Below are 15,873 nucleotides of genomic sequence, written 5' to 3' on the forward strand. Positions count from 1 at the left end.
AAATACTAAGCAAGTGGTTCGGTGAATCAGAAAAGGCAATAAGGGAAATATTCAAAAAAGCAAGAATGGCAGCACCATGCGTAGTATTCTTCGACGAAATAGACGCAATAGCACCAGCAAGAGGGTACACCCTAGACACCTCGGCCATGGATAGGATTGTTGCCCAACTACTGGCGGAGATGGATGGCATAGCAGCTTTGGAGAACGTCGTTGTCATTGGAGCCACGAATAGGCCAGACATGCTTGACCCGGCGTTGTTAAGGCCTGGGAGGTTCGACAGAATAATATACGTACCACCACCCGACAAGGTCAGTAGGTTTGAGATACTGAAGGTACACACGAGGAATGTCCCACTGGCCAAGGACGTGGACCTGTGGAGGCTTGCCGAGATGCTTGAGTATTACACTGGGGCTGATATTGAGCTCCTGGTTAGGGAGGCTGCATTAACGGCGCTTAGGGAGGATCCAAATGCAACTGAGGTTACCATGGAGGACTTCTCCAAGGCGATGAGTAAGATTAGGGCAACCTTAACCCCGGAGATGATTAAGTTTTACGAGTCCTGGTGGGATAGGTTTAAGACAAGTCAAGTTAGGGCTAGGGAGCAGAGGAAGGCTGAAATATTCATATGAGTACTCAGCATCCTACCCACTAATCCAGTAATCCGTTTAACATCAACAGCTACATTAGCGGTGGTCTTAACAATTCTCATTTGCAAAACATTAATAAGGGGCTTACTGATGCAGCCCACGGATGAGTAAGCCATCATTCCCACTGCACTATGTCATATACCAGTACTTGAAGATGAAGAAGGAGTCGTCGATCAAGGACCTAATGCAAGCCTTGAAGGCGTTCGGCTATGAGAACGTGGATGAGGGTGAAGTCTTGAGGGTGCTCATGAGGCTTGAACTTAATGGGCTGGTGGCCGTTAGCACCGATAGGAAGTACAAGTACTACATTAAGCTTAGGCAATAGGTACCTAGGATGCGGAGCCGCTTGACCTTAGGCCAGCCTTTATCGATTCTATATCAGCCTTAGTCACCCTGACGTACCTTGAGTACAGGTGTATGGGCACGGCGGCGAACCTATCCTCCCTCCACGTTGGCCAAACCTTACCTTGAATGGGTATCTTAGTGCCGCAGAACCTGCACCTATTATCCTCAGTTAGGTTAACCTCAAGTATCTGGAACCCGTACCTCCTAATCACAACCCTGCCACAATTAGGGCAGTAGGTGTTCTCAAGCCTGTGGCCTGGTACATTGCCTAGGTAAACGTACCTGAACCCCATCCTTCTGGCCAACTCTGCATGCCTCTCAAGGGTCTTCACGGGCGTTGGTGGTAGGTTATTCAACTTGTAGTCTGGGTGGAACCTGAGGAAGTGTATGGATACGTCAGGGCCCAGGTAATCCATAATCCTCTTAAGCATCTTTTCAGCATCCTCAAGGCTATCACCCACCTCAGGTACAACCAGGTCGGTTATCTCAACGTGAATGCCCTTATCCCTCATCTCCTTGATTGTTTGGAATATTGGCTCAGGGTCTGGGACGAGTGAGTACTTCCTTAGGAAGTCCCTGTTCGCATTACCCTTAATGTCCACGGTGGCTGCGTCGAGGAACTTGGACAGGTAATCCACAGCCTCATCGGTCAGGTAGCCGTTGGTCACGAAGGTGTTGAATAAACCCCTCCTCCTGGCCAGTAAACCAACGTCGTGGGCGAACTCGGCGAACACCGATGGCTCATTGTAAGTGTATGTTAAGCCCTGGGCGCCGTAGCTCTCGGCCAATTCAACAATGAGCTCAGGGGTTACCTCAAAGCCCTCCCACATGCGTCTCTGGCTTATGTCGAAGTTCTGGCAGAATTGGCAGGCCCAGGAGCAGCCGTAGGTAGACATGGAGAGTACGCTTGAACCTGGGTTAAAGTGGAAGAGCGGCTTCTTCTCAATTGGGTCAACGGCGATTGCCGATAATTTACCGTAAACCACTAGAAAAAGCCTACCACCAAAGTTAGCCCTAACGCCGCAGAAACCTACCTGCCCATCACTTAACCTACACCTCCTGGCACAGGCTGTGCACATCACCACGTCTCCACCTAGGTTACGCTGTAGCTCAGCCTCCTTCACGCCTCATTAACTGGTGGGGGGATTAATAAATCGTTCTAATGCGGTAGTTATTTAAAACGACCCAGTGGTATTTAGCCAGTATGAGGGTGAAGTTAACCCAGGTATTAATCCTAGCCGTGGTGGTTTTAGTCGCCATAATTTTAACCCTGTATGTTAAGGGAACCAGGACTGGTTCATCAACAGGCATTTACGAGCCTAACATGGGGTTGGGTGGATTTAGGATAATGGTGCCCATATTCAGTAATGGGTCTAACATACCTAGCTCATACGCCTGTAATGGAGTTAACTTCACGGCCTCATTCCCAGTGACCATAAGTAACATACCCACCGGCACGAAGGTGCTAATGGTGGTTATGATTGATGTTGACGCTAACATGTTCATACACTGGGTGCTCATCGACGCACCGCCTGTCAACTACATACCACCCAACTTACCCCACCTCTCGAACACCAGCTTCGGCTACCAGCTCATTAACGACTTCGGTAACGTTGGTTTTAATGGGCCCTGCCCACCTAGCAGGCACATGTACGTCATAGTCGTTTACGCCTTGGACTCAAGGCTAGGTGTAACTGGCGGTAAGTACACTTACGCCCAATTGGTTAATTTAATTAAGGGCCATGTGTTGGCCACGTCAACGTGGATCGGCTACTACGGCTAGGTTAACCTTACCTTAAAGTTAAGCTTCGTATCCGCCTGTATTCAATGATTCTTAAAACCAGGTAATCAATAATGAGTATGCTTATGATGGCGAGCATCATCGAGTCTATTAATGCTATTCCAACTATCTGGCTGCTGGTTAGCGGTATTAGGTAAACCACGTAATCCACCATGGGTCTCCATGCATCAGCCAGGTAATAGACTACAAATAACGCCACTGATGCGGGTAGGTTAAGCGCCATAACCAGTTTACCAAGCCTACTTAACCTGGCTAGGAGTAGTGATGCGTATATCAATTCCTCAAGCATAGCCAGAATCATCGGCAATGTACCCTGCGCCGCCAGGAGGGTTAGGGGTAGTAGTGAGGCTAGGCCTAGGGTTACGTATTGGCAATGCCTAGGTTTGGTTAGGAGTAGTAGTGGTAGTAGTACTGCGAGGGGTAGTAGGGGTATGGATGCGGTGGATGCAACTAGGGCTATGCCCACAATCACCATTAGCGTTAGGGTTAGCCTACACGTATCCATGGTTAAACCACCAGCACCTCAATACCCCTCCTCCTCAATTGAACAGCGTACTCAGCGGCCTCACTGGGTATTATGGCCAAGTGGCCCATGGCGTTGGCTATGAAGTAATCCCACCCACCCTCAACGGGCCTTGGCCTTGGGTAAACCACCCAAGCGGCCTCCTCAATGGGTGCATTGATTAGCCTACTCAGCCTCTCAACCTCAACCTCATCCCTAGCCCATGAATAAGCATCCACTAGTAAACCCTCAACTAGGGGTACTTCACCCAGGGTTACGTTAATGCCCTCGGATATGCCAGGCCCAATCAGCATGACCCTGATTAACCCATACCTCCTAGCCAAGCCCTCAAGGGCCATGAGGACCCTGTCAATAGGCCTCACATCCCCCTCGGTTAGTAGGTCCGGTAGGGCTGGTATAGACACTATTAGCCTAGCCGCCTCCTCACTGTAATCCTTAGCCACAAGTTCATTAATCCTAGCTGAGGAGGGCCAGTGTATCCTTGAGGCTGGCTTAGTGTAGTCGTACTCAACAAGGCCCCTATACTCCTCAACACCACTCTCAAGCAGCGTCGACGCAGAGGCCCCCAGCCCCTCCAGTGAACCCACCAGAGTGGGCACGGCTAGTTTAAGCCCCCTGAAGGTTGAGATTGATAGGCCCGTGAGTGGGTCATAGGCTGTGAGTAGGAGGCCAAGTAACCTAGCCACCCCACCCCACTTAAGGGTCATTTCACCACCCTTAACCTCGAAGTGCCTTGAGGCTACTGGCCTAACCCTAACCCCCTCGGGTGCGTTGACCTTAATCGAATCACCCCTGCTCATTAACTGGGCCCTGAGGTCCACGTTAATCCTCCTCAACTCAACGGTGCGTGAAACGTACCATGAGAGGACGTAGGCGGTGTAGATTAATAGGGCCAGTGAGGCAACGGCCGCCACCTGGGGTGAGTTGTTGAGGAAGCCCACGTAGGCCACGACCACCATGACTATGGGCTGGGCTACAGCCCTAACCTGGTCAACGACCTCACGCCTAGTTAAGCTCCTTAAAACATCCCTCAACTTACCGCTTACCCTTACCACCGCTTACCCTCACCTCCTTATCAGACTGGCCTCCGGTGTTTCAACACCCTTAATCACATCCTCAATAACCTTCTCAGGGCTAACCGACGTTGAGAATACTCTATGGGCCAACACATAGGGGGCCACCTTGATCACATCCTCAGGGGTTACGTAACCCCTCCCATGCAGCATCGCCCAGGCCCTTGCTAACCGGCTTAGCATCTGTATGGCCCTTGTGCTTGCGCCAAGCCTAACCCCCTTATACTCCCTAGTGGCCCTAACTACGTTAACTATGTAATTGGCCACGGGTCTCGTTAACTTAACACCGTCAACTTGATCGATGAGCTTAACGACCTCCTCCACGGACACCACCTGCCTAACTAACTCAACCCTACCCAGGTTGGTGTTCATGCTGACTTGAACCTCCTCATCAAAGCTTGGGTAGGTTAAGTATATCCTAGTCATGAACCTGTCAAGCTGAGCCTCTGGGAGTGGGTAGGTGCCGCTTAGCTCCCTTGGGTCCTGGGTTGCAATAACCATGAATGGCCTTGGTAGTTTAAAGGACTTCCCACCAATGGTCACCTGCCCCTCCTGCATGGCCTCAAGTAAACCAGCCTGGGTCTTGGGTGGGGCTCTATTAATCTCATCGGCGAGCACAATGTTGGCGAATATGGGGCCCAGCTTAACCTCGAAGTCGCTTACCTTAGGGTTGTAAACCACAGTACCAACCACGTCACTTGGGAGTAGGTCTGGGGTGAATTGAATCCTGGAGAAGCTTAGGCTAAGCGTCCTGGCGAAGGCCTTAGCCAGCGTCGTCTTGCCAACCCCAGGCACACCCTCAAGTAGGACGTGCCCACCGGCCAGTAGCGTTGCGAACATTACCGTAGCCTCCTCCTCATAACCAATAACAACCTTTGATAATTCAGTAAGCATCCTACTGAGCACCGTGTCAGCCCCTGTTGGGTTACTCACCGTAAACACCCTTACTCGTTAGGTAGAGGTAGAGGTAATAAATTAGTAACGCTGGTAGCACCAGGAGGACGCTGACGCCCACGTAGTTCACACCATACCTGGTAAGTAGCTCACCCAGCCCACCGCCACTTGGCGACGTCGGCAAACCCCTATAGGGCTTAAAGTCAACCCAACCACCGTAGTAGAACTCGACCCATGGCAAGTAACCGTACTCAAGGTACTCCCCATCGTACTTAATCGGCACCGTACCCAATATGACCCTAGCCGGGTAACCCAAAGCCCTGTAGAGGTACATGGCGGCTGCGCTTGCCACCGATGGGCCCCAGGTGGAGTTGAAGAATGAACTAACCTTAGCCTGGATGGTCCTGTTTTGAAGAATCCTTAGGATAATTAACGAGGCCTCCAGGGGGTTTGACGAGTTGACGCTTATCGGCATAGCCACGGTATACCTGTATAGGAGTGCATAGGGGTCATTAATGGCTCTTGATTCAGCACCACTGATGCTGCACACATCAACGCTATACCCCACTTCACTTACCGGGTTACTTACCAACAGGACCTTACCTGGTTCAATGAGGAGTAGGGTTGAGGATGGGTTGGTGTACTTAACCTCAACGTAACGTGCAACCAGGAACCGACCTCCTTCATTAACGGGTATTGGTATTGGTATCACGGATTCAGGGTGTATGAAGTAGACTGTGACGTTGATTAACCTGCAGTCTGTGGTGTTACCAGTGTACATGCTTAACGTGTAGGGTGAGTTAATGAAGTTAACTATAGGCTTCAGCGTGTAATTGAGACTATAACCCCTCGTCACATTATCAAAGACGTAGAACCTGAGGTAAACCGGGATGCTGGACTCAACCCTAGCCACCAATTCAGGCGACTTAACAATAAGCAGCACGCTGGTTGGTAAGGCATTCCCAGCCCCAGCCCCCGAACCATACGTGTATGTGTTGAAGACGCCATTGAGGATGGCTCTGAAGGTTATGGGCGTTAATGCACTTAGCATTAGGTTCAGGGACGTGTAGTTCACCATAAGCATGGATGAGTTAACCACTGTTCCATTGAACCTAACCACTGCCAGGCAACCCACCAAGGGTATGAGTGGGAGGTTGATTAGGGGACTTGTTGAGTTAGGGGGGTACTTGGCTGGGACCGGCACCGTGATGCATGGTATGGAAACCTCACTAACGTTTAACATGCTGGACACTCCAACTATCAATCCACCACTGGTGCTGTTTATGAGGTAGGCGCCACCATTCACTATGTACATCTTGCCGAAGGAACCCTCGCAATAAGCCCCACCAAGCCTCATGAACTCCTCCGCATAATTACCGAACAGGGTCACGTTTGATAATAGGCCAATGGCGTGGGTTATGTTGAAGCCTGGGCTAGTAACAGTCATGTTGATCATGGTACCGTTAATGTTAGGTACGATCACGCAGGAGGCGTTACCGAGGACGGATAATAATGCGTATGCCATTAGCTTTAGGGAAAGTAATATTAACACCGTCTTAGTTCACCTAACGCGTGAAGGTTAAGGAAGGCTATAAATACTTTATTGCAGCGGTGATGCTGGTCAGCGCAGCACTGGTGTCGATGCCTCAAAGTGAGGTTTTAATAACGCCACTGAACGCCTCAACGGTTAGGTACATTCCATTAACGGTTAGTTACAATAACTCAATGGGCGTCCTCATATTAACTAGTCCAACAATGTCCAGTATAGTTAATGAGTTTAATGCTAAGCCGCCAATGCGTAACCTAACTCAAGCCGTCGAGTTCAGTGGGTTCCTCGTACTTAACAACAGGCCCTACCTAGCATACGGCGTAATGGAGGTTCAATACACCCCTAAGGGGGGTGGTTTAATCAAGCTTGTGATTTACATAAGCTCAACGGTGCCGCTTAAAACAACTCCGCAGCTGGGTAATGGAGGATTAAACTCAAGTCAACTGGTTAACTCAAGTAACTTGAATATAAATGGCACCAGTGAGGGTGAGTTCATAAGCCCAGTGGGGCCCATTAACCCCTATGTTGACTACGGTAACAACACAATGATAGGCCGCTTCATACCACCTGGCCTTGAGAGGAACATGAGGGGTATTGAGGCGTACACCAACACTACGTCAACCACGGCGTTGATTAAGCCTGTGAATGCATTGTACCCACCAAGCTCACTTGTTCTACTGGCGCTGGGCCTAGTGTCAGTACTGTTAACGGTACTGGTTGTGGCTCAGCTTAGGGTTAATGAGGATTGCGCTGTTAGGGGTATGAGGAGGATAACCGGTAGGTTAAATAAGGTTTTAAGGATCTATAGGCCCGACTTAACCAGCAGCGACGTGGCCAAGTACTTATCCTACTTCACGAGTGACCGCACATTAATATTAAGTGTCATATCCATGTATGAGAAGCATATTTACGGTGATGAACCCATAAACTGCAGGGAGTACAATAGATTAGTTAGGGAGTTGGCACGCATGATTAAGAGGTTTTAAGCGGCATGATAGTACTATAATTTTTTAGCGCATCACTTCTTAATGACCCTAGGTATTAACCCAGCCCTAATGGAATGGTCGACAAGTATTATGGCTGTCATTGCCTCGGCGGCTAGTATGGCCTTGGGTGCGGTGGATACGTCGTAGCGGCCCTTGAAGACTATGGTCACCTCCTCCATTCTCTCAAGGTCAACCGTCCTCTGGGGCTTCCTAACGCTTGGGGTTGGTTTGAAGGCAACCCTGAGCCTTATGGGTTCCCCAATGCTCATCCCACCCAGCATCCCACCAACCCTATTCGTCTCGAGCCTGGGCCTACCATCCCTAAGCCTTATCTGATCATTAGCCTCACTGCCCCTCATCCTGGCTAGTCTAAACCCATCCCCAAACTCCACACCCACGGCGCTCGGTATCGACATGATGGCCTTGGCTAAGTCAGCCTTAAGCTTATCAAAGACCGGCTCACCTAGGCCAGGCGGCACCTCGGTGGTTAATACCTCACCAATGCCGCCAACGCTATCCCCCTCCGTGGCCGTTTTAATGAGTAGGTCAACAGCCCTCTTAACAGCCTCATCATCAACCATGGGTAGCGGCTTCTCCCAAGCCTTAACCACCTCGTCGAAGGTGTACGAGTCCCTACCTATGGCTACGCCGCCCAGTTCAACCAAGTGGCTTGAGACCTCAACCCCCAGCACCTGCCTTAGTACCATCTTAGCCACAGCCCCAGCGGCAATCCTGGCAACGGTCTCCCTACCACTGGCCCTACCGCCACCCCTGAAGTCATACAGCCTACCGAACTTGAGGTACCAGGCTAGGTCAGCGTGCCCCGGCCTTGGCTTCATCCAAATATCCATGTAGTAGTCCGACTTAGCCCTCCTGTTCCAGATGATTACCGCTATCGGTGTACCAGTGGTTAACCCATCCTTAACCCCTGAGAGGACTTGGAAGTCCTCATCCTCACACCTCGGGTTTAACACTGGTATGTGGCAGAACTTCCTCCTATCAAGCTCCCTTCTGATGAACCCCTCATCAAAGGCTATACCAGCCGGCACACCATCAATAACAGCACCCACGGCGGCGCCGTGGCTCTCCCCGAAGGTGGTTACCCTGAAGACTACCCCAACACTACTCATTCAACCCACACCCACCTGATGAAGTTTTAAACATTGTGATGAAGCTTACTTGCAATCGGCGTTAGGCCTTTTAACTTAACTAAGTTTAAGTTAACCGTAGTGGGTTAATGGAGCCACGTGCTCACCCCTCTTAACCAGGCTACCTGGCTTAAGGACACTATTAGCACCAACCCTAGCCCCCTCACCCACTATGGCCCCGATCTTCCTGCCCATTGTTGTTGTTAGCGTTACAACGCCGGGTTCAACAACAACCCCATGGCCTATCAGTGACGCCCCAATGAAGGCACCCCTACCGATGGTTGCCCTAGGCTCAATAAGGGACTCCGTGACCTCGGCGTTGGCACCGATTACCGCACCCTCTTCAATGGCGGTGTGGTTCCTTATTAAGGCTCCAGTACCCACGTAAACCCCCCTACCCACGTAGACTGGCCCCCTTATAGTGCAGTTGTGGTCCAGCACGGCATCATCATCAATGATGACCGGCCCCTCCATGGATGCCCTGGGGGATATCCTAGCCCTGGTGGATATTGATGATGAGGTTAAGTTGGCTAAGGTATTCCTAACAATCTCCAGTAGGCTCCATGGCGTGTTAACCCTGGTAAACCACCCACCCCAGTGGGCCACCCCAACCCTAAGTGAACCTAGCTCAGCACCACCGGCTAGTTTGACTAAGGCATCCTGCTCAATGGCCGTTAAGCCTAGGTGAAGGTAACCTGGCCCACCACCCCTAACCAGGCTAAGGACCTTGCCGTCACTGGAGGTGTTGACCCTGAACCCACCTGAGGTATCCTCAACGGCAGCCACCAGCACCGTTACATCGTAGCCCATTGATAGGTGGACGTTCATTAAGGTTTCATAGGCCTCCCTAGGCACGTAAATATCCATTGACGAGGCCACCACCGTGGAGCCCCTCGGCACTATTTCACTTACCTTAACCAACGTAGCCCAGTAGTCGCCCCCATAGTCAATAACCTCGGCGTCACTAAGGCTTATGCTTACGTTGGAGGCTACTATGAACCTCGATGCCCCTATGGCCCTAAGGCCATCCATGTAGTGCCTCAACAGGGGTTTACCAAGCAGGCTAACCATAGGCTTGGCGCCACTGCTCAACGCGCTTAACTCCCCGTTATCCGGCGCAACCACGACACCCACTAACCCATCCACATCCACGTTAACTGGGCTAGGCTTAAAAGCATGCCACTACTCAACGGTGACTGTCTTAGCCAGGTTCCTGGGCTTATCCGGGTCATGGCCCCTAAGGACAGCTGTGTAGTAGGCCAGTAGCTGGAGTGGTATGGACTGCAGTATGGTTAATGCACCCGGTGAGACGTTGGGGGTTTGAATAACCTCACTGAGCAGTTTACCAAACCTAGGTTGGTGCTTAGCTGGGATTACGCCTATGGTTAAGGCTCCCCTGGCGTTCATCTCCATCACGTTGCCCTCAAGGGCATCCACGTACTCATCATCAGTGGCTATGAAGAGTACTGGGAACCCACCCTCAACTAGGGCTATTGGCCCATGCTTACTCTCCCCAGCCGGATAAGCCTCAGCATGTATGTAGGCCACCTCCTTAAGCTTAAGCGCACCCTCCATGGCTATGGGTAGGCCAAGCCCCCTGCTCAGGTAGTATGCACTGGCCTTACTGGCTAGCCTACTGGCTATGTGCCTAGCCTTAGCCTCAACGCTGGTTATGGTTAAGTTAACCAGGTCCGGTAGGTGCTCAAGCTCACCCATGATCAACCCATACTCATCCTTACCCAACACACCACCGCCAAGCGCCGCTGTGGCCGCTAGGGCGTTTAACACCATTAACTGGGCCGTGAACGTCTTAGTGGCCGCAACACCCACCTCAGGCCCAGCCCTGGTGTAGAGTTGGTAATCACTCTCCCTGGGTATGGTGCTGTCCACAATGTTCGAAACCGCAATAACCCTAACACCCAGTCTCCTAAAAACCCTGACAGCCATAAGGGTGTCTATAGTCTCCCCAGACTGGGACACCGCAACCATAACATCTCCATCACCAGCCAGCTTAACGTACCTCTTGTACTCGGAGGAATTGAAGGCGTGCGTGTCCAGTCCCATTAAGCCGCTCAGCAGGTGATCAAACACAAGGCCCGCGTGGTATGATGTACCACTACCGGTTATGAAGACCCTCCTAGCTTTAAGCAGTAGGTCACTTAACTTAGACAATTGATCAGTATCCAGGCCGGCCCAAGTATCCCTAAGGGCCCTGGGCTGCTCATGAATCTCCTTAAGCATGAAGTGGGGATAGCCCTCCTTGCTCGCCAACTCAGGGCTCCAATTAACCACCCTAACCCTAGCCTTCACATCAACGGGTTCCCCACCCCTCTCCACGTAAACCGAGCCTGGGGTTATGAAGCCGTATTCACCGTCGTGGAGCGTGATAACTCTGTTCGTGTACTCCAGGAAGGCCGGTATGTCGCTGGCGAGGAAGTTAAAGCCATTGCCAAGGCCGATTATGAGCGGCGACACGTTCCTGGCGAAGAAGACCTTATCGGGTTCGCCGGCGTAGAGTAGGGCTATGGCGTAGGTGCCCCTAAGCCTACTAACCACCTCCCTGAGGGCCTCGAGGGCCGTTAACCTAGCCTTGACGTAATCCTCAAACAGGTGCGCTATCACTTCAGTATCCGTGTCACTGGTGAACCTATGCCCCCTAGCCTCCAACTGCTCCCTAAGTTCTCTGTAGTTTGATATTATGCCATTATGCACGACGGCGACGGTGCCGCTGCAGTCCGTGTGGGGGTGCGCATTCTCATCACTCGGCTTACCGTGAGTGGCCCACCTCGTGTGGCCAATACCACTCACGCCGTTAAGCCCCGTGAAGTTAACCCTAGCATCAACCTCACTAATCTTACCCCTACCCTTCCTAACCGTGATCACGCCACCGTTAACCACAGCCACACCGGCCGAGTCATATCCCCTATACTCAAGCCTCTCAAGGCACCTCCTAAGCACTAGGCCAATCCTCTCACCAACACTGCCAGTCAAGCCCACTATACCGCACACTGCCTGAGGGCCACCGACACTTAACTTTAAGGATTCTGGGTTAGTTTTAATAAACCCCGGGGCCCTTTTGCTAATGGGTGATGAGTGGGTGACCTCGCCGGATTGGTGGCGAATTTGCCGAGTGCTGACTCAACGGCATTGGTTTAATGGGGGAATAATTTTATAAATTAAGCCATTGGTGATCTAGGCGTATGGTAGTGTTATTCATGGAGGTTGTGGATACTTTAGCAAGTCTGGAGGGCTTCCCGCAGGAAATGGCATCCTTAATAAAGAGGGAGGTTGACGTTAAGGCCAGTGAGGATGAGGTCGCTGCCCTAATAGCCAGTGAATGGGTTAACAGGTATAATCAACTCGTCTCCTCAGGGAACTATAGGTCATTGAGGGGTTTAGCTAGGGATGTCATGATGACGGTGGTTAAGAAGTATTCCCTTGGCCTTGGGGGTAGGGAGCTTGAGTACTGGGGTGACGCATTGGCCAACGCCTTCGTGACCGTGGCCAGGATATACGATGACGTTGAGCCCGCCTTAAACGAGTTAAGCAACCTGGGGGTTCCAATGTACATACTCACGAACCTGGACAACGACATAGCCAAGAAGATACTGCTCAAGAATGGCCTACTAAGGTTCTTCAAGGGTGTGGTCAGCTCAGACCTGACTAGGGTTGGTAAACCAAACGTGAGGATATTCAATGCTGCGCTTTATAGGGCTAAGGTGAATAAGGAGGAGGCCCTAATAGTCAGTGGGCTTGTTGAGGACATTATTGGTGGCAAGTTAAGTCAAATAAGGACAGTCTTCGTCAACAGGAGGCAGGTTAACCTAACGGTTAAGCCCGACTTCACCATAAACAGCCTAATGGAGCTACCTAAACTACTGGCTAACATGGGCAGCCAGGGTTAACACTATGGTTTAATACTTAATAGGGAGGCACGGCCACGTAACACATGTCAAGCATACTCGTCACGGGTTCCAGCGGCCAGGTTGGGGGCTTCGTGGTTAATCAGCTCGTTGAACTCGGCCACAGGGTCATCGCATTCGACGTCAGGTTCACCGATGAACTGCTGGCTAGGAGGGGCCCTAACCTGGAGCTTGTTTATGGCGACATAACTAACCTGGAGGAGTTGGTAAGCGCCATTAGGAGGTTTAACGTTAGGAGGATAATCCACTTGGCCGCTATGATACTGCTTGAGTCGAGGGTTAGGCCCATTAAGTCAGCCCAGGTAAACATAATGGGTACCTTAAACGTCTTTGAGGCGGCCAGACTAATGGACGTTGAGAGGGTTGTTTACGCCAGCTCTGAGTCCGTCTACGGCTCACCCTCGGCCTACGGTAAGGCAAGCGTCAACGAGGATGACTACCCAATGACACCCCCAGACCCATACCACATAACTAAACTTGCAGATGAACTCTACGGCGCATTCTACAGGAGCAACTACGGCCTAGACGTAGTGGGGGGTAGGTTAACCACGGCCTGGGGACCAGGGAGGTATGGTGGCTACACTGGGCAGTTCAACAGCTTCCTAAGGGACCTAATACTGAAGGGCCATGGCAAGGTCCCTGACGACTTCGCGTACGTTGGCGCCAAGTATAGGTGGCTTTACGTTAAGGATGCTGCGGCAGCCTTCATACACTTAGCCCTCGTTGATAAGGGTAAGATCAAGAGGCCGGTTTACAACCTGGGTTCAAGGGAACCGTTCACGATAAGCGACGTTCTTAACGCAATAAGGGAACTACTACCCAATGCAAAGGTTGAGTACACCCCACTTAGCAAACCAACGGAGACCTCATCAAAGGTACCAGGCCCAGCTGGACTCAACGTAGACTGCAGTAGGCTATATAGTGAACTTGGGTTCAGCGAGAGGTACGGGCTTAAGGGTGGTTTAAAGGATATGATTGAGTACGAGAGGTCTAGGCAAAGAACCTAGCTTTTCCATATTTTTATTGTTTTTGTTTGTTTGTTTTTGTACTTTATCTTCACCTTGTTTTCCTCTATTGGTAGTTCCTCACCATCCTCGTCCTCTATTATGTTTGTTTCCACTGCCCTCCTTGGTTTGAATGGTAGTGTTAATTGGCCTACTCCCCTTGCGTTTGCCACTTCACTTACCCTAATGATTAATGCGTTGTCGTCGTCCTCACTCAGCTTTACAGCCTCCAGAGTTAGGTTGCTTGGTTCAAGCCTAATTAGGCTCGCCTCACCGGCCCTACCCTTAACGATTAGCATTGGTGTGTTTAACTCTAAGGCTGCCCTATGCACAGTCACAACGTCACCGTTATGAGGCATTACACTGTACGTGAAAGTGACCTCATCAAGGTCAGTGGTTGGGTCTGGGAATATTGGAGTCCTAGCAAGAGTCAAACCAACATCACCACCCCTAACAGTAACAGCATACTTACCATCGTTAAGGAGGGCAACGCCGAAGCAGCATTCGTTAAGGCTAACCCACCTATGCATAGGTACCTCAAACCTAGCCAAATCCCACGAAGTATTCCTAACAGTGCTCCTCTTAATAGGGGTGTATGGTGCATCGAAGATGGCTTCATCAGTGTTAACGTCGAAGCTGAACCAAGCCTTATAAAGCAACTCCCTATCCACAAGCCTAATGGTAGTCTTGAAGTCAAGCCTAGGGGAGTCAGCATACAAGCCAACCTCCTGGATAATTGTTGAACGCCTAAACCTATACGTGAACCTAACGCCAGCGTACAATGGACCCCTTGCAACAACGGCATGCTCACTGGCCCTTATTGTGAACGCCGTCTCCTCAAAACCCCTCTCAACATCCCAAGCATCAGACCAACCTGGCGCATTCTCATAGGCAACGATAACGTTACCCAAACCCCTAAGCAACCCACGGCCACTGGCCTTATCAACAATACTGGCCACGGTACCATCAAGGTTAACCCTAGCTGAAACCCTGGAGTTCTCGAGGATGAAGCCACCACCATCCTCAACAAGCCTAACAGGCTCAATCGGGCTCAGTGGCTTAAGCACACTGTAACCAACACTGGGTGCCTTAACCAAGGCTAGGTAACCATCACCCATGCCTTGAGTATTCGGCATTGGCTCACTAACCTTAACGTAACCAAACCTATCCCAAGGAAGCGAATTAAAGACAAGCAATTCATCACCATCACCGGCAATTAACTTGGCACAACCCTCGGCAAGACCCATAGCCTCCCTGTAAACACCCTCAAGCTCCCTATAAACACCCTCATAAACAACCCTAATAGCCGAACCAGGCAATACATCGTGGAACTGATCCCTAAGCAGAGTCAACCAAAGCCCAGTGAACTTTGACCTATCGTAAACCCCAGCCAAACCACACCACAACTCACCCTCCCTCAAGGCAACCTCAACCAACCTATTAGGCAACTTAACCCTAGAATGAGAAGACAAAGTACCCCTATGCGTCTCCAGGTAAAGCTCACCCCTCCACTCGTTAGTGGGCTTCACGGAGTTTAAATAGCCATTTAACCCACTGGTTAAGTCAACCTTGGGTAGGATTGGTAGGTCGTTTATTGCCTCAGCCCTAAGCAGCATCTCCACATTAGGCCCACCCCCACCGTCACCGTAGCCGTAGGAGTACAGCATTGGTTGATCCTTATCGGCCCAGTTCCTCCACTGCTCAAGCACACTGGAGACTGTGAAGTCACCGTTATACCCACCCCTACCGTTGCCGTAGGCTACTGCCGTTATCCAGTCTCCATCAGGCCCAACCCACCTGAACACGTTGTAGGGGAACTTGTTCGTGTCGTTCCAGAAGACCTTGTGTGTTAGGAATGCTTTTATTTTGCTTTGTTTTGCTATTTGTGGTATTGTTTGGTTGAATCCGAAGGTGTCTGGTAGCCATAGTACCTCTGCGTATTTTCCGAAGTGCCTCTTGTAGAATCTTTGTGAGTAGAGC

15 protein-coding genes are annotated in these 15,873 nt (G+C 50.9%); 6 read left to right on the plus strand and 9 right to left on the minus strand.

Going from position 1 to position 15,873, the window contains the following annotated elements; all coding sequences use genetic code 11:
• Together AAX04_RS10485 and AAX04_RS10490 are read left to right on the plus strand one after the other, a co-directional pair.
• Positions 1-629, plus strand: a 629-nt coding sequence (locus AAX04_RS10485) for an AAA family ATPase (protein ID WP_156519819.1), incomplete at its 5' end; no start/stop codon positions are given.
• A 121-nt stretch (positions 630-750) separates the two neighbouring features.
• The gene (locus AAX04_RS10490) at positions 751-972 is read left to right on the plus strand and encodes a hypothetical protein (RefSeq protein WP_066798038.1); all 222 of its coding nucleotides are present in this window, start codon (positions 751-753) and stop codon (positions 970-972) included.
• A gap of 4 nt (positions 973-976) precedes the next feature.
• Here the strand turns inward: AAX04_RS10490 and amrS are convergent, their stop codons facing one another.
• Positions 977-2,116 carry an AmmeMemoRadiSam system radical SAM enzyme gene (gene amrS, locus AAX04_RS10495; protein WP_066798042.1) on the minus strand — a complete coding sequence of 380 codons (1,140 nt, stop codon included), beginning with the start codon at positions 2,114-2,116 and terminating at the stop codon, positions 977-979.
• Between the two features lie 80 nt (positions 2,117-2,196).
• Between amrS and AAX04_RS10500 the strand changes: the two genes are divergently transcribed.
• A complete protein-coding gene (locus tag AAX04_RS10500; RefSeq protein ID WP_066798045.1) occupies positions 2,197-2,775 on the plus strand; it encodes a YbhB/YbcL family Raf kinase inhibitor-like protein in 579 nt (192 codons plus the stop codon).
• Positions 2,776-2,782: 7 nt separating this feature from the next.
• Here the strand turns inward: AAX04_RS10500 and AAX04_RS10505 are convergent, their stop codons facing one another.
• Genes AAX04_RS10505 through AAX04_RS10520 form a run of 4 tightly spaced genes read right to left on the minus strand, consistent with a single transcriptional unit; the run spans position 2,783 to position 6,835 of the window.
• A complete protein-coding gene (locus AAX04_RS10505) occupies positions 2,783-3,298 on the minus strand; it encodes a hypothetical protein (protein ID WP_066798049.1) in 516 nt (171 codons plus the stop codon).
• 2 nt (positions 3,299-3,300) lie between these two features.
• Entirely contained in the window at positions 3,301-4,371 is a 1,071-nt protein-coding gene (locus tag AAX04_RS10510) for a DUF58 domain-containing protein (RefSeq protein WP_066798052.1), read from the minus strand.
• A 9-nt stretch (positions 4,372-4,380) separates the two neighbouring features.
• Entirely contained in the window at positions 4,381-5,322 is a 942-nt protein-coding gene (locus AAX04_RS10515) for a MoxR family ATPase (protein WP_238377864.1), read from the minus strand.
• The gene (locus AAX04_RS10520) at positions 5,315-6,835 is read right to left on the minus strand and encodes a hypothetical protein (RefSeq protein WP_156519820.1); all 1,521 of its coding nucleotides are present in this window, start codon (positions 6,833-6,835) and stop codon (positions 5,315-5,317) included. Before AAX04_RS10520 ends, AAX04_RS10515 begins: the two co-directional genes overlap by 8 nt.
• A gap of 20 nt (positions 6,836-6,855) precedes the next feature.
• Here AAX04_RS10520 and AAX04_RS10525 point away from each other — a divergent pair, with 20 nt between their 5' ends.
• Positions 6,856-7,818, plus strand: coding sequence for a hypothetical protein (locus tag AAX04_RS10525; RefSeq protein WP_066798056.1), 963 nt, complete (start codon positions 6,856-6,858; stop codon positions 7,816-7,818).
• A 32-nt stretch (positions 7,819-7,850) separates the two neighbouring features.
• On the opposite strand, the gene aroC is transcribed toward AAX04_RS10525, so the two are convergent.
• The 3 genes from aroC to glmS all read right to left on the minus strand — a co-directional run bounded on the left by aroC (position 7,851) and on the right by glmS (position 11,975).
• Positions 7,851-8,948: a chorismate synthase gene (gene aroC, locus AAX04_RS10530; RefSeq protein WP_066798058.1), complete on the minus strand. Its 1,098-nt coding sequence runs from the start codon at positions 8,946-8,948 to the stop codon at positions 7,851-7,853.
• 90 nt (positions 8,949-9,038) lie between these two features.
• The gene (locus AAX04_RS10535; RefSeq protein WP_084761447.1) at positions 9,039-10,112 is read right to left on the minus strand and encodes an NDP-sugar synthase; all 1,074 of its coding nucleotides are present in this window, start codon (positions 10,110-10,112) and stop codon (positions 9,039-9,041) included.
• A gap of 36 nt (positions 10,113-10,148) precedes the next feature.
• Positions 10,149-11,975 (minus strand): glutamine--fructose-6-phosphate transaminase (isomerizing), encoded by a 1,827-nt coding sequence (gene glmS, locus AAX04_RS10540; protein WP_066798062.1) that lies wholly within the window; start codon positions 11,973-11,975, stop codon positions 10,149-10,151.
• A 191-nt stretch (positions 11,976-12,166) separates the two neighbouring features.
• Between glmS and AAX04_RS10545 the strand changes: the two genes are divergently transcribed.
• Together AAX04_RS10545 and AAX04_RS10550 are read left to right on the plus strand one after the other, a co-directional pair.
• Entirely contained in the window at positions 12,167-12,871 is a 705-nt protein-coding gene (locus AAX04_RS10545) for an HAD family hydrolase (protein ID WP_066798064.1), read from the plus strand.
• Positions 12,872-12,915: 44 nt separating this feature from the next.
• Positions 12,916-13,896 carry an NAD(P)-dependent oxidoreductase gene (locus AAX04_RS10550; RefSeq protein WP_066798066.1) on the plus strand — a complete coding sequence of 327 codons (981 nt, stop codon included), beginning with the start codon at positions 12,916-12,918 and terminating at the stop codon, positions 13,894-13,896.
• Here the strand turns inward: AAX04_RS10550 and AAX04_RS10555 are convergent.
• A partial coding sequence (locus tag AAX04_RS10555; protein ID WP_066798071.1) for a glycoside hydrolase family 38 C-terminal domain-containing protein occupies positions 13,893-15,873 on the minus strand: 1,981 nt, incomplete at its 5' end. The genes AAX04_RS10550 and AAX04_RS10555 overlap by 4 nt on opposite strands.

The sequence above is a fragment of the Caldivirga sp. MU80 genome (assembly GCF_001663375.1).
Lineage (GTDB): Archaea > Thermoproteota > Thermoprotei > Thermoproteales > Thermocladiaceae > Caldivirga.